Source organism: Bdellovibrio sp. HCB-162 (assembly GCF_047344985.1).
Classification (GTDB): Bacteria; Bdellovibrionota; Bdellovibrionia; order Bdellovibrionales; family Bdellovibrionaceae; genus Bdellovibrio.
On record NZ_CP178861.1, the window covers coordinates 184,182 to 203,642 of the forward strand.

Annotated in this window: 20 protein-coding genes; 16 read left to right on the top strand and 4 right to left on the bottom strand. The window is 43.9% G+C overall.

Going from position 1 to position 19,461, the window contains the following annotated elements:
• Positions 1-157 precede the first annotated feature (157 nt).
• The 9 genes from ACLSSO_RS00915 (at position 158) to ACLSSO_RS00955 (ending at position 10,168) form a co-directional block, all read left to right on the top strand.
• A complete protein-coding gene (locus ACLSSO_RS00915) occupies positions 158-1,189 on the top strand; it encodes a hypothetical protein (protein WP_295902053.1) in 1,032 nt (343 codons plus the stop codon).
• Between the two features lie 77 nt (positions 1,190-1,266).
• On the top strand, positions 1,267-2,310 hold the full coding sequence (locus ACLSSO_RS00920; protein WP_015089392.1) for a rod shape-determining protein: 1,044 nt from the start codon (positions 1,267-1,269) through the stop codon (positions 2,308-2,310).
• A 54-nt stretch (positions 2,311-2,364) separates the two neighbouring features.
• Positions 2,365-2,835 (top strand): hypothetical protein, encoded by a 471-nt coding sequence (locus ACLSSO_RS00925; RefSeq protein WP_295902047.1) that lies wholly within the window; start codon positions 2,365-2,367, stop codon positions 2,833-2,835.
• A complete protein-coding gene (locus ACLSSO_RS00930) occupies positions 2,816-3,793 on the top strand; it encodes a zf-HC2 domain-containing protein (protein WP_413943798.1) in 978 nt (325 codons plus the stop codon). Before ACLSSO_RS00925 ends, ACLSSO_RS00930 begins: the two co-directional genes overlap by 20 nt.
• The gene (locus tag ACLSSO_RS00935) at positions 3,790-5,757 is read left to right on the top strand and encodes an ATP-binding protein (protein WP_413943799.1); all 1,968 of its coding nucleotides are present in this window, start codon (positions 3,790-3,792) and stop codon (positions 5,755-5,757) included. Before ACLSSO_RS00930 ends, ACLSSO_RS00935 begins: the two co-directional genes overlap by 4 nt.
• 32 nt (positions 5,758-5,789) lie before the next feature.
• Positions 5,790-6,011, top strand: a complete 222-nt coding sequence (locus tag ACLSSO_RS00940) for a hypothetical protein (RefSeq protein ID WP_413943800.1) — start codon at positions 5,790-5,792, stop codon at positions 6,009-6,011.
• 91 nt (positions 6,012-6,102) lie between these two features.
• Complete coding sequence (locus tag ACLSSO_RS00945) at positions 6,103-6,834, top strand: fimbria/pilus periplasmic chaperone (RefSeq protein WP_413943801.1); 732 nt, start codon at positions 6,103-6,105, stop codon at positions 6,832-6,834.
• The gene (locus ACLSSO_RS00950; RefSeq protein ID WP_413943802.1) at positions 6,831-9,248 is read left to right on the top strand and encodes a fimbria/pilus outer membrane usher protein; all 2,418 of its coding nucleotides are present in this window, start codon (positions 6,831-6,833) and stop codon (positions 9,246-9,248) included. The genes ACLSSO_RS00945 and ACLSSO_RS00950 overlap by 4 nt, the downstream gene beginning before the upstream one ends.
• A complete protein-coding gene (locus ACLSSO_RS00955; RefSeq protein WP_295906062.1) occupies positions 9,245-10,168 on the top strand; it encodes a spore coat protein U domain-containing protein in 924 nt (307 codons plus the stop codon). The genes ACLSSO_RS00950 and ACLSSO_RS00955 overlap by 4 nt, the downstream gene beginning before the upstream one ends.
• Before the next feature lie 54 nt (positions 10,169-10,222).
• Here the strand turns inward: ACLSSO_RS00955 and ACLSSO_RS00960 are convergent, their stop codons facing one another.
• Complete coding sequence (locus ACLSSO_RS00960; RefSeq protein WP_295906064.1) at positions 10,223-10,708, bottom strand: hypothetical protein; 486 nt, start codon at positions 10,706-10,708, stop codon at positions 10,223-10,225.
• A 253-nt stretch (positions 10,709-10,961) separates the two neighbouring features.
• Between ACLSSO_RS00960 and ACLSSO_RS00965 the strand changes: the two genes are divergently transcribed.
• On the top strand, positions 10,962-11,576 hold the full coding sequence (locus tag ACLSSO_RS00965) for a hypothetical protein (RefSeq protein WP_295906066.1): 615 nt from the start codon (positions 10,962-10,964) through the stop codon (positions 11,574-11,576).
• On the opposite strand, the gene ACLSSO_RS00970 is transcribed toward ACLSSO_RS00965, so the two are convergent.
• Positions 11,570-11,980: a JAB domain-containing protein gene (locus tag ACLSSO_RS00970; RefSeq protein WP_295906068.1), complete on the bottom strand. Its 411-nt coding sequence runs from the start codon at positions 11,978-11,980 to the stop codon at positions 11,570-11,572. The two genes, ACLSSO_RS00965 and ACLSSO_RS00970, sit on opposite strands and share 7 nt — an antisense overlap.
• 134 nt (positions 11,981-12,114) lie before the next feature.
• Between ACLSSO_RS00970 and lpoB the strand changes: the two genes are divergently transcribed.
• Both lpoB and ACLSSO_RS00980 read left to right on the top strand, forming a co-directional pair.
• Entirely contained in the window at positions 12,115-12,714 is a 600-nt protein-coding gene (lpoB, locus tag ACLSSO_RS00975; RefSeq protein ID WP_413943803.1) for a penicillin-binding protein activator LpoB, read from the top strand.
• A 4-nt stretch (positions 12,715-12,718) separates the two neighbouring features.
• A complete protein-coding gene (locus tag ACLSSO_RS00980; protein WP_413943804.1) occupies positions 12,719-13,960 on the top strand; it encodes a COG3014 family protein in 1,242 nt (413 codons plus the stop codon).
• A gap of 80 nt (positions 13,961-14,040) precedes the next feature.
• Here the strand turns inward: ACLSSO_RS00980 and ACLSSO_RS00985 are convergent, their stop codons facing one another.
• Positions 14,041-14,586 carry a polyhydroxyalkanoate synthesis regulator DNA-binding domain-containing protein gene (locus tag ACLSSO_RS00985; protein ID WP_011162824.1) on the bottom strand — a complete coding sequence of 182 codons (546 nt, stop codon included), beginning with the start codon at positions 14,584-14,586 and terminating at the stop codon, positions 14,041-14,043.
• 53 nt (positions 14,587-14,639) lie between these two features.
• On the opposite strand from ACLSSO_RS00985, the gene ACLSSO_RS00990 reads away from it, so the two are divergent.
• From ACLSSO_RS00990 to ACLSSO_RS01000, 3 genes are all read left to right on the top strand, one after another.
• Entirely contained in the window at positions 14,640-15,344 is a 705-nt protein-coding gene (locus ACLSSO_RS00990; protein ID WP_413943805.1) for a hypothetical protein, read from the top strand.
• 105 nt (positions 15,345-15,449) lie between these two features.
• Positions 15,450-17,327: a tetratricopeptide repeat protein gene (locus tag ACLSSO_RS00995; RefSeq protein ID WP_413943806.1), complete on the top strand. Its 1,878-nt coding sequence runs from the start codon at positions 15,450-15,452 to the stop codon at positions 17,325-17,327.
• A 149-nt stretch (positions 17,328-17,476) separates the two neighbouring features.
• The gene (locus ACLSSO_RS01000) at positions 17,477-18,166 is read left to right on the top strand and encodes a c-type cytochrome domain-containing protein (protein WP_295905633.1); all 690 of its coding nucleotides are present in this window, start codon (positions 17,477-17,479) and stop codon (positions 18,164-18,166) included.
• On the opposite strand, the gene ACLSSO_RS01005 is transcribed toward ACLSSO_RS01000, so the two are convergent.
• Positions 18,163-18,783 carry a hypothetical protein gene (locus tag ACLSSO_RS01005; RefSeq protein WP_295905631.1) on the bottom strand — a complete coding sequence of 207 codons (621 nt, stop codon included), beginning with the start codon at positions 18,781-18,783 and terminating at the stop codon, positions 18,163-18,165. The two genes, ACLSSO_RS01000 and ACLSSO_RS01005, sit on opposite strands and share 4 nt — an antisense overlap.
• Before the next feature lie 17 nt (positions 18,784-18,800).
• On the opposite strand from ACLSSO_RS01005, the gene ACLSSO_RS01010 reads away from it, so the two are divergent.
• Positions 18,801-19,430 carry a hypothetical protein gene (locus ACLSSO_RS01010; protein WP_413943807.1) on the top strand — a complete coding sequence of 210 codons (630 nt, stop codon included), beginning with the start codon at positions 18,801-18,803 and terminating at the stop codon, positions 19,428-19,430.
• The last annotated feature ends 31 nt before the right edge of the window (positions 19,431-19,461 follow it).

Consider the following 19,461-nt stretch of genomic DNA (forward strand, 5'->3'; position numbering starts at 1 on the left):
TAAGTCATCTCTTATTTGCGTCACCACTGTCTAAGAATAAGACACTTTAGGTTCTTGTCACGTGAAGATCTGCTTTATATTGCAAGACAGTCATTTTTGAAGTGGTCCCATATTTGCTCCTTTTTCGCCGAGGACGTTTTTTGAAAACGAGTTTGTTATGAAATTAAATATGCCTTTAGCAATGACGATTTTCACGTTGGCTCTGAGTGCTTGCTCAAATGGCGGTGGCGGCGGAAACGCTCCGGTCACTCCCATTACACCCAACAGCCCGGCTCCAACGACGACAGTTCCTGATGTCGTCGGTGAATTTACTTACGAATACAAGTTCAACGGTTGCTCGACAGGAAAACACAAACTCCTTTCAAAAAAAGAATATTGCGACGCTCTTTTGAATGATGCTCTTAATAATAACTGTGCTCGCGAACTTCGTATCGAAGGCTACAATCGCAGTTGCACAACGATTCAACCTGCAAATCCAGGAATGTTGCCGGCGGCAAGCACAGCCCGCTGTATTGTGAACGGCATGGATTTGAAAGATCGCACGTTCCTTGACAACATCAACCCGTTTAACCCACAAAGACGCCAGAGCTTCCGCGACATTTTCTGGGATGCGCGTAAACAACAGTCCTACAATATTCTTTTTTCTGCGGTCGATTCTTATGGAAAAGCGAGCTTCGTCATGACGCCAGCGTCGGGAACTTATTCGGCTATGGGTCAGATTCAGTTGCAGCAAAAAAAAGGCATGGACACCTTCTCTGTAACTTCTGGTTTAGGATCGCAAATTCGCATGGTCGTGACGAACTACAATATGGAAAAGGAAGTCGAGACGGTGTGCCTTTCTGACAAGTCGTTCAAAAAATCGAAAGTCGACTTGAGTCGTGTGCGCTGTACCTACCGCTTGGGTGACATGAGTGATCGCAGCCCTTCTAAAGAAGAGGTTTTTGCCTGGGACACTCGTCACGAAATTCAAAAAGAAATTTTCCGCAGTCGTCAGAGAGAATCCATTGTCGTTCGTCTGAAACCCGCATCCCAAGGGCAAGAGGAGCGAGTGGAGATTGAAGCAATTGAGGTGGATTTAGATAAAACTTTGAAAGCGGAAAGCACCTTGAACGAAGGTCTGCAAGTTCGCTATCAAGGCCGTCAGTCCAGGACCGATCTTGTGGTCTCTTGTGCGCCCGCGTCAAAATAACTGAAATTAGGTCTAAATATCTGCATTGACTCTGCTTTTCATCGCTCCTAGACTTGGAATGAAAAGTGAGAGTCAGCATGAGTTTTTTTGACAAAGTTCAAGATTATTTTTCGAATGATATTGCCATCGACCTTGGCACCGCGAACACCCTAGTTTACGTCAAAGGACGCGGGATTATTCTCGATGAGCCTTCTGTTGTTGCGGTTCAAAAAAATTATCGCGGAATGCAGAATCGTGTTCTTGCTGTAGGTAAAGAAGCCAAGGACATGCTTGGTCGTACACCTGGAAGCATCGTTGCGATTCGTCCGATCAAAGACGGTGTTATCGCCGACTTCGAAGTGACTCAATCCATGCTTAAATACTTCATCGGAAAATCTTTGGGCGAGAAAAAATCTTTCATCCGTCCACGCATCATCATCTGTGTTCCTTACGGAATCACTCAAGTTGAGAAACGCGCGGTGAAAGAAGCAGCTCAATCCGCAGGCGCTCGTGAAGTGTACTTGATCGAAGAGCCAATGGCAGCGGCGATCGGCGCAGGTCTTCCAATCACGGAACCATCAGGCAACATGGTTGTCGATATGGGTGGTGGTACAACAGGTGTCGCGGTGATTTCTTTGGGCGGTATCGTTTACTGTAAATCAATCAAAGTTGCCGGTGATAAATTTGATGAAGCGATCGTGAACTACGTTCGCCGCCAATTCAACTTGTTGATCGGTGAAAGAACTGCTGAAAACATCAAAATCCAAATCGGAAACGCTTATCCATTCGAAGAAGAAAAATCCATGGAGATCAAAGGCCGTGACCTCGTAGCGGGCGCGCCTAAGACAATCGAAATCACTTCTTCGCAAGTGAACGATGCTTTGATGGATCCTTTGTCTGAAGTTGTCGACGCTGTTCGCACAGCACTTGAAAAAACTCCGCCAGAACTTGCTTCTGATATCGTGGATAACGGTATCGTATTGACGGGCGGGGGAGCATTGCTTGCGAACCTGGATGTCCTTTTGAGAGAGAGAACTGGACTCCCAGTTTCTATCGCAGAAGATCCACTGAGTTGTGTTGTGATGGGTTCGGGTAAAGTTCTCGACCAGCTAGACCTTCTCAGACAGCTTACAGTCGATTAGTATTAAGAAGTTGCTTCCAATTTTTGGACAGCTTCTCTTGTAAAAAAGGTGTCAATGACTGAGGCCGACGTACAATCTATCGCTTTGTTTTTCTACTTTGCTTTGCTCGATGATCAAAAAGCGATAGAGGCTTCATCCCAGGCTCTGGCCCTTGGTCGAGCTCGCAAACAAAGAAATCCTAACTTAAAAAATTCTGTCGCGATTGTGGCTGCCACCAAATCAGTGTGGGACCGCTACAAAGCGCGTGTGGCTCGTGGTCGTCCGAACACGTCTGTTGAATCCGGTTGGTTGATTCCCGAAGGCATAGATCTAGGCCCTTGGCGCGAATTTCAAAAATCGGCTTCCGAGGACGAGCTTTTAACTGTGATCTGGTCTAAAATTTTAAGAATTGAAGATGATGATATTTCAGAAGGCTTGGGGATTACTCAAGGCACGATTCGCTATCGTTTGGGACGGGCGCTTCGTAAATTGGGAAGCATGACTCAAGGTGTGAGTAAGTTAAAGCATGGCTCAGCAGGAAAATAAAATTCCACTTTCCAAAAAAGGCAAAAGGGAGATTTCTCCTTTTATTGGCCATGAACTTCTTTATGACTATCTTTCTGGCAGTCTGGATAAAGAACGTCGCGCGGCCGTTGAAGATCACGTGAAATTTTCACGAGACGCTCAATTAGATCTAACGAAAATTCAGAATGGTCAAACATATGCGGAACGATTGGCCGACACGGTGGTGTCTCAACCGATCATCGCGCAAATCAGTGCTCCTTCAAGTTATCTTTCAGTTTTGATGCAAAAATCCAACTTCGATAAATGGCCTCAAGGTTTGAAGTGGGGATTGGAAGCTCTTGTCGTTGTCGTGGCCATAGTGACTTTGCTTACGGTGACTCCATGGCAAAAAGTTATGCAGCTGGGTGTAGGCACGGGATCAAAAGAAGTTGTTTTGGCAGAAGTTTCAAAAAATACGTCCTCAGAAACGCCTCCCGTGGTTGAAGAAAAACCAGAGTTTATCGATGAAGGTGTAAGCAAAGAAACTCCGAAAGAGCACGGAAAAGAAGCGGCCAAAGAAACAGCGGTTGCTAAGACGGAAGCGCCAAAACCTTCTCCAACGGCGACGACTGCGGCAACAACAGCGTCTGTTCCCAAAAAAGAAGAAAAACCTGCAGCTGAAACAGCTCCAGCCGCGGCTTCTGGCGGATTTCTTTATCGTGGTGAAATTGCGGTGACTAATATTGACGTCATCGGTCCGAAGATCACTGAAAAAATCAATGAACTAGGCGGTCGTAAAGCCGGTTCCGTGGAACTCGGTTGGAAAAAAACGCCGGGATCAATGTACTATCACTTCACAATTCCTGAAGCAAAATATCAGGATCTACTGACGTTCTTAGGAACTTATGGAAAACCTAAGATCGGTAAAGAAAAACATCCGCGCGTTATGCCTGACGGGATCGTGCGTATGATTATCACAGTGGATGAAGCTAAAAAGTGAAAACCCTAAGGAAGAAACCTAAAAGATCATTGCGTACGATCTTGATCGTTTGGTTTGTTCTTTTCTCTGTCGTTCCTTTGGCTTTTGTTACAATTTATTCGATGGTGAAATATGAAAAAGCCATCGACCATGAGTTGTCCCAACGATTAAGTGGCAATGCCCGCGAAATCGAGTTGGTTCTTTCAGATTTGCGCGCAAGCCTTCAACAAAAACGCGACAAGTACATCCGTGATCCAAGTCTGATCTATCACGTGACCGTCGGGGACGGGGCGACGATTCGTTCTCTGACTTCGCAGTGGATTAAGACGGACAATATTTCTAGCCTCACGTTCTTTGATCGTGAAGGTCGCATGCTCGCATCCGTTTTTAAAGACGATAAAGAAAACGTGCGCAGTTTCGTTCCCGTTCAAGATGCCGTATTTTTATCCGCGAAATACATGGCGCAGGTGAAAGATGAAAAAGAAATCGCGCTGGCAGAGTTCGGTGAAAATCAAAAACTAAATCTCATTCTTATTTCCAAAATCACAGGAGCCGGAGGACGCTCAGTCGGTTATGTGGAACAGATTGTGGATTTGGATAAAGCGTTTGCCAACAAAATGAAGAACCGCCTGAAATTGGAACTCATTGTGTTTAAAGAGGGCGGACAAGTCGTGGTGGCGAGCCATCCAGATTTTTATCTCTATAAAAAAGATTTCTTTAAGCCTTATTTCCGTCCCGGTGCTGAACCGTTTTTTGATTTGAACGTGCGCACAACCCCTTATGGATTTTTAATTTATCCGATTGATTGGGGTATTACAAAATTTTACGTGGCATTAGGGGCTTCAAAAAGCGAAGCCAAAGCAGTTTTAAAAAACGTGAACTACGCGTTTATCACGGTCGTGGGCGCTGTGATCATGCTTTTAATTCTAACGATTCTGGTGACTTCAAGCTGGGTGCTGAAGCCTCTTTATGATCTGGTTGAAGCTCTGCAGTCTTTTGAGTCGCAAGAGCAGTTAGTAACCATTCCCGTAAAAAACGACACAGAGATTGGCCTTCTCACTGAATCTTTCAACGAGATGAGTAAAAAGATCTGGCAAGCGCGTTCGGATCTCCGAAAAAAAATCACGGAACTTGAAGCTGCCAACAAAGAATTGAAAGACACACAAACAAAACTCGTCCACTCGGCTAAAATGGTCAGTCTGGGCCAGCTTGTCGCCGGTGTTGCGCATGAATTGAATAATCCCATTGGGTTTATCTACAGCAACATGACTCACCTTAAAGAATATTCAGAGAAATTGATTGAGCTTGCGGAAGTTGCTGAAAAAGATCCTCCGAAGCTGCACGCTCTTAAAGAAGAATACGAATTTGATTATATCGTCAAAGATCTTCCAAAATTGGTAGCGTCTTGCCAGGACGGCGCACGCCGTACGCGCGATATTGTTTTGGGCTTAAGAAACTTCTCTCGTTTGGAAGAAGCAAAACTGCAGGAAATCGACGTTCATCAAAGTCTTGATACAACGCTCAATCTTTTGCAGGGTGAAATTAAAAACCGCATTGAAATTCATAGACAGTATGAACCAACTCCGTTGATTCACTGTTACGCAAGTCAGATTAATCAAGTCTTTATGAATATTCTTTCGAACGCTGTTCAAGCCATTGAAGGCACGGGTCATATTTGGATTTCAACCACAGCTTTGAAAGACTACAAAGGCTCCAAAGACCGTCGTGGTTGGGTGCAAGTCTCAATTCAAGACAGCGGCAAAGGCATGTCCGCAGAGACTTTGGAGAAAATCTTCGATCCTTTCTTCACGACAAAAGGGGTTGGGCAAGGAACGGGTCTTGGACTTAGTATCTCTTACGGTATCGTACAAAATCACGGGGGAGAAATTCAGGCTCGCTCCGAAGTGGGCGTAGGCACTGAGTTTATCGTGATTATTCCGGTTTACCCGCCGATTCAAGAAAAGCATCCTCAACCTTTAGCCTAAAGCTTTGGTCTAGATTCTCCGAGAAGTGAGGTATGAAACTTCTTGGGTGCATTCTCATTATTCTCAGTTCCTCTGCGGCTTTTGCAAAAAGCAAAAGCCTTTATCTGACAGGAACGGTTCCCCTTCGCGCTGAAGTGAGTATTGAAACTTCCAAAGAGGGATCAGCAAAGGTCGTTTCGAAAAGTTCTCCAGAGCTGAAAGTTAAAATTCAAAAACGCGCACCCGCCTCCATCGTTGAAGTCTCTGCGCCGTAAGGATTTGCGCCTGACTGCCTAAAGGCCAGTTGTTCATATTCACCCAAAATGGCGATATTCGCTTCATCATTCTTCGCATAACCTATTTTATATGATCAAAATTCTGTTAAGAGGTTTAATTCCTCTGGCTTTAACTTTTCCGAACGTTTCATTCGCATTTCGCCTTTCTCCTATGGTCATTCATTTTTCGCCGACAGGTTCAGGAACAACGCAAGTTCTGACTTTGGAAAATCCCGGCGGAGAAAAAACGCCGATTCAAATCGAAGCCTTCACTCGAACTGAAAATGAGAAAGGTGAAGAGGTTCGAAAAAAAACGGACGACTTTACAATTTATCCTGAACAAGTTGTTCTTTTACCTAATGAAAAAAGGAATGTGCGTGTGACGTGGTCGGGAGAGATAACGGCCTCGGAAAAATCATACCGTATTATTGCCTCGCAACTTCCCGTGGAGTTTCGTGATAGAAATTCCAAACCCAAAAAACCGGGTGTAAATCTGAACTTTCTCCTTCAGTATGTTGCCTCTGCATACGTCACTCCCGAAGGAGCTGTCGCAAAGATCAAGGTGAAAGAAATTAAACATTTAGACGCTAAAAAAATTTCCGTCACAGTGATCAACGAAGGCGCGGCTCATAAAGTTTTGAAAGTGAAAAAACTTAAGCTCTTCGCAGGGGAAAAGCTTGTCTCTGAAGTCGAGAATCCCAAAGAATTCGACGGCCTTAATTTACTTTCCGGTTCGCAAAAAAATATTGTTGTGCATTCCGCAAAGGAGATCATAGGTTCTCCGAATCGTGGAGAGCTTGAACTTGCGGAGATCGGTGATTGAGATATTGTCTAAGTCTCGTCTTAGTTTTGCTTCTTCCGTTTATATCGGCATTTGCTGAAGGCCCTCGCCCGGCGTTGGCAAAGCCTTACTTGGTAGCCCCTTTATTGTTGGACGGAGCCTTGCTCGGCGAGGCTTGGATTTTTCCACGTGACGAAAAGAAAAATTTTTCTGTCGAAGCAAGACCATTGCTGGAAGGTCTTCGTCCGACTCTTAAAGAAGATCTTTTTAAGAATCTTGAAAAAAGAGTGAGGCCGGAAGGGGTATTAAGTCTTTACGATTTAGAATCTTCTGGTTTGAGCGTGCAGTTTGATGAAAACTCTTTGGAAATGCGTCTGGATCTGCCTCTTAAGTACCGTAGAGGCAGTGATCTGAATCTTAATTATATGGAAGGGACGGAGCAGTCGTTTCTTCGCCCTACAGCGCAAAGTGGATATCTTAATTTCCGCGCACAGCAGTCGTATCAATACGGCAATGCCGTTGAAGATCAGAAACTTCCTATCGCCGGTCATGTGGACTTTGTAGAAAACGTACATGGTGTCGTCTTGGAATCCATGGCGGATTATTTAGAACACGCCAATCACCCTTGGAAACGCCAGGACACGCGTCTTCGTTATGATGACGAAGAAAGTATGATTCGTTATACTTTAGGAGATTTGACTTTGGGATCTCGCGGCTTTCAAGTTTCTCCAAATATTGCGGGTCTTTCGGTTGTAAAAGAGTTCTCGATTCAGCCTTACAAAACCCTGCGCCCGCTTAGCAACACCGAAATCGTCATTAAACGTCCTTCTCTTGTTGAAATTTATGTAAATGGATTTTTATTCAGCCAGATTCGGTTAGCTCCTGGGATTTTTAATATTCGCGATTTTCCCCTGGCGTCAGGTCAGAACAACGTCAAAGTTAAAATTCGGGACGACCTTGGACAAGAAGAGACATTTGATTTTTCCGTACTTTTTGAAAACACACTTTTAGGTAAAGGTGTGCATGAATTTTCATACGCAATTGGTTTGCCTTGGACAGAGTCGGGTGCTGACCGAGCTTATGATAACAAAGCAGCTCTGGGAACTGTGTTTCATCGGATGGGTTTGAATGATCAAGTGACTTTTGGCCTAAACTATCAAAATTATTTATCTCAGGCCCTCACAGGAATTGAATTTTCGGGCATTGCAAATTGGGGTTATCTTTCTGTTGAAGGGGCGTACTCCACTCAATCTCCACAATTGGAAGGCTATGCTGAGCGATTGCGCTATCGCAGTTTAGATCGAATGTTCGGTCAAGATGTTCCACTCGTTCTAACTTTAGAAGCGGAAAACCGCGACAAACAATTCTCTCCGGTTTCGGTGATGAATTTGGGAATGATCAACTATTTGCGTCGCTACGACGGACAATTGAACTTCCGTTTCGGCGGAGCTTCGGTGTTTGGTGTCGGAGCAGGTTCTCTTGAAATGCCTCTGGGAGAAAATCAACGAGTTTACCGTGTGAATTTTATTACGCCGTTAAATTTGCAGACGCGATTGGAGCTAAGTTACAATAAAACAGTCGCTGCGACGGATGACGAAAGATTTTTTGTCTCTATTTATTGGAATGAAAGCCAAGGTAAATACAGTGCAAGTGCCTACTATGATTCTCTTCAAAAGAGTTCAAATGTGGCAATCAATCGCAATAATCTTTACAAATATGGCGACTTCCGCGCCACGGCCTCTGTATCAAATACGGAACAAAGCACTTCAGGAAATCTTTCCGCAGAATATCTGGCGCAACCCTACAGCGTCCGCTTAGAACACTACACTCTCCATCAAAATGGGGAAGACACGAACACCACAAGCTTGGGATTGAACACCGGCTTTGCTTGGGTAGGTTCGCGTGGAGCATTCACTCAGCCAATCAACGACAGCTTTGTGCTTTTGTATTCTGAAAATCTTCCACCGGGACAAGAACTTGTTATTAATCCGCGAGGCGTGCACGGCGATGCGCAGTTAGGACCTCGTCATACCACAGTTCTAGGGGATCAATCGGCCTATTACAAAAATACGGTGAATGTTGATTCTACTTCGCTGCCTGTCGGCTACTTGTTAGGCAAAGAGTACTTCGGCACTCAATCAACCTATCGTAGTGGCATTCTTATTGATCTGAACTTAAAGAAAAAAGTCATGGTCAAAGGAAGAATGAAAAATTCCAAAGGTGAAGTTTTAGCATATTTTGCCGGCGACGTTGTGAACTCTCAAGGTCAGTTGGTCGACAATAATTTCTTCACAAATAAAAACGGTGGATTCCTTATCGAGGGACTGGAGCCGGGTGAATATAAAATCATGACAGATCATCCTGAATATAGTCCGATTACTTTCAAAGTTTTGGAAGCAGCCGCGAATCAGCAAGACCTCGGTGAGGTGATTGTAAAAGAGGAAGGAAATCCATGAGACATTTTGCCTTCATTCTTCTTTTAGTTTTTCTGAGACAAACTTCGATGGCTTCTGAGTGTACAAACATGCAGTTTCAGACGGCACAGACAAATATTGATTTTACGACGTCTTTAACGATGCAACCGACAATGACCGTAAAGGCGAACACCAGCCCAGGGCCTTGCGATTTCTTTATCACTTTTGATTACGGCACTTCCGCTTCAGCAACAAGCCGAAGTTTGAAAGCGGGAAGTGGTCAGTGGCCTTTTCAGCTCTATAAAAACTCTTCCGCTACACAAATTCTGAAAAGATTTCCGGATGTCTTCAGCAATAGCGATGTTGTCACGGGCTATTTAGCTGATGGAAGTAGTGATCGACAAGTGAGCGTTTCTTATTGGGCGATTTTAAACACGACAAATCCATGGCTGCGCTTTGGAAATTACACTGAAACAATCACCGCAAGTCTTTATCGTGGAACGATTTCAAGTTATACGTTCGTTGAATCTAGAAGTATTTCTTTTAACTATAATGCCCCAAAACGTGTGGACATTTCCGTTGTCGCCACAGGTGCGGCCTTTAATATTAATGACACGACAGAGACGATGAACTTTGGAACTATAACTTCAGGAATCAGTCGTAGTGCGGACGTGATTTTAAAATACAACGCAGGTTACACTCTGTATGCTTCGTCAGCAAATAATGGACGCCTTAAACATCAAACGCAGAATCAATATATTCCGTACTCGATTACTTTTAGAGGAAGTTCTGTCAATTTGAATGGTTCCTCTTCTTCTCCGGTTCAAGTTTTTAGAGAGTTCGGAGTTTCACCGGCAAGCGGTCAGGTTATACCGGTGACTGCGACAATCGGTACGGTTTCGGTTACACAAACGGGAACGTATCAAGATACAATCACTCTTACAGTACAATCCTCAGAATAAAAAAGGCCCGCTTTTTAAAGCAGGCCTTCTAAAGTACGCTATTGAAAATCTCAATTAGTTAGCGACGATAGATACCGTCAATGTGTCCTGGTAAGTACCAGCTGGAGCCGAAGCGTAAGCTGTAACTTCTGCAACTACGTCTGATGTGTCGTTTGTCAAACCAGCTAATGAAGTTACGTTCTTAACCATAACACCTGCGATTGTTGGTGTTACAGCGGTCGCGCCATCATAACCGATTTTGTAAGTTGTTTTCTTAGTAGCATCTACTGTGTGTCTTAGCTCGCCACCTGTTGGTGAAGAGATAAAGATTTTATAACCAGCTAAGTTATTTGAAGTCTCAGCAACTGAAGCAACGTTTTTACCGGCTTCACCAGCTACGATATTCAAAGTCGTATTGTTTGTGCCGTTCGCAGTAACAACAACGTCATTGATGGCGCTGACAGTACCTTGAAGTAAAAGAGTGCCTGAGCTGGCAGCCATAGCTGTGCTTCCAAGGGCTAGAGTGGTCATAACTGCAGTTGCAAGTTTAGTGATTTTCATTTTGGAGATCCTTTCGATCATTGCATTTGGTTAATTCATTCTTCACAGAATCTTTACTTCACGAGGTATGCCATGCATTAAATCGTTTATATTTAAGACGGAAGTCTTCACGAATGATCAGGATTTTTACAAACTTGCAAAAAAGGCTTAACATCCCCCGTCTGGAGTATGTTCTTTCGATCAAAATGTCTCAACAGGATACGAGAAGGCCTCTTTTTCTTAAGAATGTCTCGGAAACGCCGATAAGGCTTTTATGACGTCCCAGAAGTCTAATAAGGAAAGATCTATGTTCTTCGCCTTGCTGCTCTTTATTGGAGCGGCGGGATTGATCTTTGCCTATCTGGGAGCCGAAGATCCGAAACCTAAAGTCGCAGGACCTGCGCCGACAGCGAAATCAGAAAAATACGAAAAGTCCGTGAACAGGCACTTGATGTTCACAAATGAAAAGATGGAGCTAGAACGCCAGCGCATGCAAGTGGAAAACGCTCGCTTGCTCAATACCGATTTCAATTCCACTCAACCGCAAAGAGCTTATCAAAATGAAAACCATTTGGATCTTTCTTCTGATACTCGCGCTCAGGAGTTGGCCAATGAATTAGGTCGTGGAGAAAAACAAGAAGAATACGCAACTCCTCACGATGTCGTTCAGAGAGAGCTTTTCAATGCTCAGCAAATGCGTGAATATTCGCAAGCCTACAAAGAAGAATACGCACGTCAGTTTGTGGAAAACGCCCGTCGCGGCGGTTACAAAGTTATCTTAAGCGAAGATCTCACGCGTGTGATTTCCGTGACTCCACTTCGCAATCCAAGTCAGTCCGTAAATACGAACATGCAATTGTTCGGTTCCGGCAGCGAAGCTCTTCAGTAAAGATAAAGATCTTTATTCTTTTTCCATTTTTTAAAATGCCCGTGATCAGCCATGCTGTAGTACTGCGTTTTTGTCATGACGATGTGATCGTTGAGGGGAATTTGTAAAAGTACTGAAGCCTGGTGAATTTTTCTAGTAAGAATAAGATCTTGTTCCGAGGGGAGCACTTGGTCGCTCGGATGGTTGTGCGCCATAATAAATGAACTCGCGTTGCACAATATGAGAATTCTAAAAATATCCCGCGGATGAATCAGACAGTGATCTGCCGTGCCACGAAACACCATCTCTATTTTAATAGCTTCCATTTGTGAGTTGAGTGCAATCAGCCATACTTCCTCGGCATAAGGATTGATTTGTGCGCGGAGACATTCAAAGGCTTGGAGACTTGAGGACACTTCAGACATGTTTTTTCTACGTGCAAGATAAACGTGTTTCTAGAGTCGAAATAAAGCGTTTCTGGAGGTCGGTTTGGGACTTGCGTGTCCGAAAACATCGACATAGACTTTGGGAGTATGTCCCTTAGGGGTAGGAAGGTATTATGAAAAAGAATCTTACATTGGCAACTCTTTCTCTTTCTTTTTTAGCAGTGACAAGTTGTGGTCCTAAAGCGTTTGTTAAAGGTCAGTACGATGACGTAAATCGCGAAAACTTGATGAACGATCAATGGTCTGAAACGGATATGCAAAAAGCGGTTGCTGATCTAGTGGCAAGTTTGATGCAATCTCCAGCGATCAACCAAGCTAAAAAAATGCCAGTGGTGATGGTGACAGGGTTGCAAAATAAAACAAGCGAGCACATCGACACTCAAAGTATTATGGACATGGTTCGTGTTGAACTTATGAAATCAGGCAAAGTAGGTTTCATCGATAAGGAAGCTCGCCAAGATATCTCTGATGAATACAACTACCAAAATTCTGGCATGGTAGCTGAAGACTCTAAAAAGGGCCCAGGTGGCCAAGTTGGAGCTGATTTCATTATCAACGGCCGTTTGGATTCCATCGTTCAAGAAGTTGGAAAAGACAAGTCTGTGTATTACAAACTGACTTTGAATTTGACGAACTTAAAAAGCAGCATGATCACTTGGTCTGATCAAAAACAAATTCGTAAAACATTTAAGAAAAAATCTATTGGTCTTTAATTAAATGAAACGTTTCTTACAAAGACTCACGCCTGTCGTGGGTCTTTTTTTTCTTCTAAATCTCTTAGGGTGTGCGACTTACCAAAGCAAAGTTCACAGCGCACGCGAGGCCCTTTCTCGTCGGGATTTTGATAAAGCCCTGACAGAGCTAAAACCCTTGGCAGAGAAGGAAAACGACGACCAATTGGTCTATCTTTTGGATTACGGTGTCGCTTTGCAAGTCGCCGGGAAACTCAAAGAAAGTAATGAGATTTTTTTAAAAGCCGATCGCCTTGCAGAAATGGTGGACTACCAATCTGTTTCTCGTATCGCAGGTTCTTTGGCGCTGAATGAAGAAATGGTTCAGTACAAGGGCGACACTTTCGAAAAGATCTTTATTAATGCTTATCTGGCGATGAATTTCTTGGAGCTTGGTCAATTGGACGATGCTCTTGTAGAAGCTCGTCGTATCAATGAAAAGTATTTGAAGTACCGTGCCGACGAGAAAAAAGCTTTTGAGCTTAATTCGTTCAGTAAATATTTGTCGGCGGTGATTTGGGAGGCGAGTCACAATTACGATGACGCTTACATCGCATACAACGAAGCCTATAAAATTGATCCGACAATCTCGACAATTCACGAGGACTTGATTCGTTCCGCGAAACTCGCACGTCGGATGGACACATATCAAAGTTGGAAAAAACAATTTCCCGAGGTGAAAGAACAACCGTCTTGGTATGAAAAAAACCTAGGCGAACTTGTTGTAATTTACCAGCAGGGGTGGGGACCTAGAAAAGTTGCCAGTCCCAACGAGTATCGTTTCCCAACATTGATGCCGACATATAGCGAAACTCAGCAAGCGCGCGTGGACATCGAACAAAAATCTTATCTGAGTCGTGAAGTCTATGATGTGCAAAAAGCGGCTATTGAAACTTTGCGCGATGACCAGGGAATCCTCATTGCAAAACGTCTTGGTGGTATCGCAACGAAAGCCGTTCTTTCAGAACAAGTGCGACAAAAAAATGAACTTTTAGGAAGTCTAACGTGGATTGCTTTGAACGTTGCCGATCGCGCGGATGTGCGCCAGTGGTCCACATTGCCACAGACGATTCAGATGATTCGCATCCCGCTCTCAGCAGGAAAATATAAATTCAATATCGAAGGATTAAACTCTGCCGGTGGATACACGACAGAAAGTCTTGAGAATCAGGAAGTTGAAATCAAAGCCGGACAAAAGAAATTCGTCGTCTGGCGCTCGTTGAAATAGGTACCTGGTACTTTTTCCCTCTGTGAAAATAAAAAAGGCTCCTTGCGGAGCCTTTTTACGTTTGAAACTGTCAAACTATCTTAGTTGTTCAACAAAGAAGTTCCAGGAAGGTTTGGAGTTTCGTCGTCTTGTTGAAGACCTGGAAGAACAGTCGCTTTTTCAGCAGCTACTTTAGCAGTAGTGTCTGTGTTGTAGCGAGTAGCAGCAGTTGCTACGCGGTTTTCCAAGTTTTGTTTTACGCTGTCAGTAGAAGCGTTTTCAACAACTGTGTTTACTTGTTGCTTAGTCATGTAATCCTGAGGGAACGCGCCAAGCTTAGCCAAGTAACCAGAGATGCTTCCGTTACCGTTTTGGATGATTTCGCGAAGTGTGAAAAGAGGAGCGTATTGAGATGCTTTCTTTTCTGCTTCGAAAATGATCTGAGTCAAAGTAGCAGCAGTGATATCGTTTTTAGATTTATTATCGATAACCATTACTTCTTCATTTGTACGGATCATTTTAGCGATATCGTCCAAAGTTACATAGCAGCTTTGTTGAGTGTCGTAGAGTTTGCGGTTCTGATAGCGCTTGATGATTTTAACTTTAGAATTTGGCTTCGATGTCATTGTTTCGTTTTGGTTGATCAAAGTGCCTCCCAATTTGAAATTTCCCCAAAGTCTCAAGGAGATATAAGTGCCTTATGATTCAGCGTCCCCTTGCAGATGGGCGCAACCTATCCCTGCCGCCACCCCTTGTCAAGGGGTCCTCAAATCAAAAGAAAAGACTCCAGGCGTCAACGATTACGCAAATAAGCATTCGTTTTCCGAACTTTTACAGACCTTTGTCTAAAGTTTTCTCGAAATTAGGCCGAAATGTACTTAAATGGCCTTTCTTTGCGGGAAGAAATTTAATGAAAAATGAAGAAAAACAAGAGTTTAAGTCATCAGGTGTCCTGGCGCTGTTAGGATTGGTTGGCTTTTCGACGGCGATCATTGCGACCCCTTGGAACCGTCAAATGCAGGACTCTCGTATAGAAACTGCCCGCCAAAAGGCCGAAGTTGTAGGGTACCAGGTTGTGCAAATATATCGCGAGGCATCAAAATCACACCTGCATTCTAACAAGGTCACTGGCCGCAATCCCGCGTCTGTTGAGGAAAGTAAGGGAATTCACCCCGAAAATCTCCGTAGTACCGGAACTATGGGAATAGACCCCTGGGGGCAACCCTACCATTACAGAATTCTATCCACGGATTCTTTAGGCAGAGTGCGCATTCTTGTTTGGTCAGCAGGCCCGAATCAAAAAATCGAAACGGCTGACTTGGACAACGAAGACGCCGCTGTTAAAGAGCAACCTGTTTATTCTGGGGATGATATGGGGGTCCTTTTGAGCATGGCTCAGAATTAGGCAGTGCTTTATCACGATTAAAGTCGCGATGAGGTCCTGTCTCAGCATTGTCTCATCAAGAAATTCTCAAAAAAAACCGATCAGCCTAGTGACCAAGGAGATTAAATGTTTCCATACACTAGGGCCGCGATATTACTCCCGCTTCTAACTACCCTCACAGCTTGTGCGACTTTCACGTCGAATGACTCGGACAAAGCTCCTTATTTCGAAGCCTCATTTGATGATAAAAACAGAGCGCCCGCTTCTTTTGCTCCTTCGGTCGTAGCGCAAGATGGAAGCGGCACTTTAGATCCTCTCTACATGCGCACTCAAGCTGATTACTACTTCGCGATGGGTGAGGCTTACAGCCTTGATGGCAATTCAGCAAAAGCGGTTGAGTCTTTTAAGATGACCTTGGTTTACGATCAGGAATCTCCAGCGGTGAACATGCGTTTGGCGGCGGAGTACTTAAAGCAAGGCTTGATCTCGGAGTCTTTGGCGCAAGCGGAAGAAGCTGTGAAGAAAGATCCGAAGAGTGTTGACGCTCACTTGTTAGTGGGTGGTTTGTACTCTTCATTGAAGCTTTATCCAAAAGCATTGGCGGAATACAACACTGTGATGAAGTTGCAGCCAACGAACACAGAGGCGCCGCTTTACATTGGTGCTTTGTATTCAGAGCAAAAGCAATCTGACACAGCAGTAAAATATTTTGAATCTTTGGCGAAAAATCCGGATTACGCTACTCCATATCTTGCGCACTACTACATCGGTCGTGTGCGTGCGGAGCAACCAGAAGCGAAATATCAAAAGGCCGCAGAAGAGTCTTTCAAAAAGGCTTTGCAGTTGAAACCTGATTTTGTCGACGCTGTTCTTTCTTTGGGAATGCTTTACACAAAGCAAAAGAAGGAAGACAGAGCGATCGCAATGTATCGTGAGTACCAAAAAGAAAATACTCCAAGCCCTAAGATCGCAGAAATCTTGGCGCAAACTTTCATTGAGCGTGGCGATTACGAAAAAGCATACGAGCAATTGGAAGTGGTGGAAAATGAATCTGATGAGCCGCTCAATGTTCGCATGAAGATGGCTTTGATCTTGATTGAACAAAAGAAATACGATCTTGCAGCTAAGAAATTGGAAGACGTTCTTAAAGACGCTCCGGATTCTGACAAAGTTCGTTTCTATTTAGCGGCGGTTTACGAAGAAACTCACCAAGCTGAAAAAGCAGTGAAAGAATATCGTAAGATTCCAGTATCAAGCACTTACTATGGTGAATCAGTCGTACATGCGGCTTATCTGCTGAAGGGTTTGAATAAACTTGATGAAGCGTTGGAAGTTGCAGCGAAAGGTTTGAAAGACCGTCAAGACCAACCACAAGTGTATGCGATGTATGCTTCTTTGTTGGATGAAAAAGATGACTTTAAAGGTGCTGCGAAAGTTTTAGAGCAAGGCCTTGAGAAGTTTGCCGATAATGCGCAACTTCGTTTCTACTACGGTACTATCAATGACCGTCTTGGTAACAAAGATGTGGTTGTGACAGAAATGCAAAAAGTTTTGGAGCTTGATCCAAACCACGTGCAAGGCATGAACTACTTAGCCTTCACTTGGGCTGAGATGAACGTGCATCTTCCGGATGCAGAGAAACTTGCTCGTCGCGCTTTGGAATTAGAACCTAAAGATGGTTACGTGCTAGATACTTTGGGATGGATTCTTTATAAGCAAGCGAAGTTCACAGAGTCGATCAAGTTCTTAGAAGCCGCTCACAAGTACCAATCCACTGTCAGCATTATCGCTGAACACTTGGGTGACGCTTACTATAAGCAGGCGATGGTAGATAAAGCGAAGAAGATGTATCGCAAAGCTGCTGATCTAGAGACAGACAAAAAGAAAGTCGAAGAGATCCGCAACAAGATCTTCGCAATCGAAAAACAAGAGCTGACAAATCCACGTTTGCCAGCTTCGACGACGGACGTTCCAATCGCGGAACACGCACAACAAGATAAATAAAATCAAAACCAAAGACCCCTCGGAAACGAGGGGTCTTTTTTTATTTAAAATGACTATTCTCAAGTTCTTCTGAGACCTTCAGTGAGTTAAGGCCTAGCTTTTTGTTTTCCTATGGAGCCTTCTTGAAAATTTCCTGCAAGCTTTGCTGCATGAAAAAATATATTGTGTCATCAATGCTTCTTTTGATTTTCGCAGGCTGCAGTTACCCACAAAGTTTAGTGGGGTGGGACCCTGGCGATTCTTCTAACAATTCATCTTCTTCGGATCAAAGCTCTCAAGCGTTGGATCCGGCCATTGAAAGTGCCTCGCTGCAGATTCTCTCTAATAAATGTTCTTCATGCCACACGCAAACCAGTGGTCCGTCAGGAGTGTACGGTTTGCAGAGTGTTCAGCACATGGTGGCTTCAGGGTTGATTCTTCCAGGTCATGCGGAGGATTCGCCTTTGTTTATGGAAATTCAAAATAACTCAATGCCGCCGGGTCAGCCGCTCGCCTCCGCAGAGAAAGAAACTTTGCGTGCGTGGATTAATGGCGGACCTTCAACTGTAGCACCGCCTCCGGTGGTGAACGGACCTGAACCGACATTTAGCTATTTGAAATCGAATGTGTTTGGGCCGAAATGCGCGAGTTGCCACTATACCGGTCACACGCGAGGCGGATACGCATTTGATACTTATACAAATGTTTTAAAGGCTGTGAATAAATCCAAACCAGAAAGCAGTGTGCTTTACACGATTTCGCGCAGCGGGCAGATGCCTCCGCGCTCAAGCCCACAGTTGAGTTCTGAACAAGTGAACTTGATTTTGGAATGGATCAAAAAAGGTGCTTTGAATAATTAATTCGCCACTTGCAGCAGTCCCATTTTTTTCATTTCAATGAATGAGAAATGACTGCTGAAAAAAAGCAAAGGCAGAATGACCAAAAGACCTATATTCCACGCAAAGCCCGAAAGAACCAAGAGAAGGCTCAGGTAAAAACTCAAAATAAAATAGAGCTTAAAGTTTTTGAGCGAAGCCATTCCGGCTATGTCGATAGCTTTGGCAATTCCCACATTGTCTTCAAAGCGCAGTCGCAGAGAGTGGCTTAAGACTAAGTAAAAATAAACGGCGATCATCAGAAGTCCCCAGGCTGTGGGAACGGCGACAAAAAAACCTTGGGAGCTTTGTATAATTCCCATCGAAGATCCCACAAGAACACTGGTGGGAAACAAAATAACACTGACAATGATAAAAGCGGGAAGGGCCTTTTTTAAAAAAGAAATGTCCTTCCAGTTTTTTCCGGCAAGCCATTGCTCTGTAGCGTGTTGAAAAATTAAAAGAATCAAAGAAATAAAAAAAGCACCTATATAAGGAAGATAGCGGGTTAAGAGCAGCAAGACACTGGCCGCAGCCCCCAGCGCCAGGCTTTGTTGCCAATGGCTTTTTAGGTGATTCAAGGCTTGTTTAAAAGAATTCATTTCTCTATGCTAAGGCAATGAACACAAGGATCAATCACTTTCTCTTCGGAATTCTACTAACCTTTTTTGTTTCTGGTTGTGTCACTAAGACAGTGAAGGAAGGAGCCTATCAAAAGGCTCAATGGGAAACCAAAGCACTGATTAAGGATCAAAGAGAGAATAAAACTCAGTCACTCAATATAGATATTTATGCGATTAAGAATGAACGAGCGCGTTTGGAGATAACGGCGTTATTGGGATTTCAAGTTGCGAGTCTTGTGATGAGCCCTTCGGAAATCTCTTATATCATCTATCCTCAAAAAACGTTCTTTTATGGAAGAAACTCGGATCGAGCTTTCACTCGAATGATCGATCTTCAGTTACATCCGATGAATTTGACAAATATCGCATTTGACGAACCCGTGCGTGGACCTGGCTGGAAATGTAGTTTGGACCACACAGGTTTCATCTCTCAATGTGAGAATTCACAGAGAGGAATTCGCGTGAATTGGTTAGATCGAAAAGAAGGTCAAAAGAAAGTCGTAATTACGGCCCCGCAATTCGAAATGCAGTGGCATTTCTCTGCACCCCAGACGGAGGTCCAGTTCAAGACGGACCTTTTCACTTTGAAACAACCGACAGGATTCAAAGCAATACAAATAAATTAAATTCCTCGTTAACCGTCTAGGATTGAGGCAT

Bases quoted from the DNA above. Each gene is read 5' to 3' on its own strand.
- ACLSSO_RS00955 (WP_295906062.1), top strand. From the start codon at position 9,245: ATGAGACATTTTGCCTTCATTCTTCTTTTAGTTTTTCTGAGACAAACT.
- ACLSSO_RS00945 (WP_413943801.1), top strand. From the start codon at position 6,103: ATGATCAAAATTCTGTTAAGAGGTTTAATTCCTCTGGCTTTAACTTTT.
- ACLSSO_RS00970 (WP_295906068.1), bottom strand. From the start codon at position 11,980: ATGTCTGAAGTGTCCTCAAGTCTCCAAGCCTTTGAATGTCTCCGCGCA.
- ACLSSO_RS00980 (WP_413943804.1), top strand. From the start codon at position 12,719: ATGAAACGTTTCTTACAAAGACTCACGCCTGTCGTGGGTCTTTTTTTT.
- ACLSSO_RS00920 (WP_015089392.1), top strand. From the start codon at position 1,267: ATGAGTTTTTTTGACAAAGTTCAAGATTATTTTTCGAATGATATTGCC.
- ACLSSO_RS01010 (WP_413943807.1), top strand. From the start codon at position 18,801: ATGAACACAAGGATCAATCACTTTCTCTTCGGAATTCTACTAACCTTT.
- ACLSSO_RS00925 (WP_295902047.1), top strand. From the start codon at position 2,365: ATGACTGAGGCCGACGTACAATCTATCGCTTTGTTTTTCTACTTTGCT.
- ACLSSO_RS01000 (WP_295905633.1), top strand. From the start codon at position 17,477: ATGAAAAAATATATTGTGTCATCAATGCTTCTTTTGATTTTCGCAGGC.
- ACLSSO_RS00965 (WP_295906066.1), top strand. From the start codon at position 10,962: ATGACGTCCCAGAAGTCTAATAAGGAAAGATCTATGTTCTTCGCCTTG.
- ACLSSO_RS01005 (WP_295905631.1), bottom strand. From the start codon at position 18,783: ATGAATTCTTTTAAACAAGCCTTGAATCACCTAAAAAGCCATTGGCAA.
- ACLSSO_RS00995 (WP_413943806.1), top strand. From the start codon at position 15,450: ATGTTTCCATACACTAGGGCCGCGATATTACTCCCGCTTCTAACTACC.
- lpoB (WP_413943803.1), top strand. From the start codon at position 12,115: ATGAAAAAGAATCTTACATTGGCAACTCTTTCTCTTTCTTTTTTAGCA.
- ACLSSO_RS00915 (WP_295902053.1), top strand. From the start codon at position 158: ATGAAATTAAATATGCCTTTAGCAATGACGATTTTCACGTTGGCTCTG.
- ACLSSO_RS00940 (WP_413943800.1), top strand. From the start codon at position 5,790: ATGAAACTTCTTGGGTGCATTCTCATTATTCTCAGTTCCTCTGCGGCT.
- ACLSSO_RS00930 (WP_413943798.1), top strand. From the start codon at position 2,816: ATGGCTCAGCAGGAAAATAAAATTCCACTTTCCAAAAAAGGCAAAAGG.
- ACLSSO_RS00990 (WP_413943805.1), top strand. From the start codon at position 14,640: ATGATTCAGCGTCCCCTTGCAGATGGGCGCAACCTATCCCTGCCGCCA.
- ACLSSO_RS00960 (WP_295906064.1), bottom strand. From the start codon at position 10,708: ATGAAAATCACTAAACTTGCAACTGCAGTTATGACCACTCTAGCCCTT.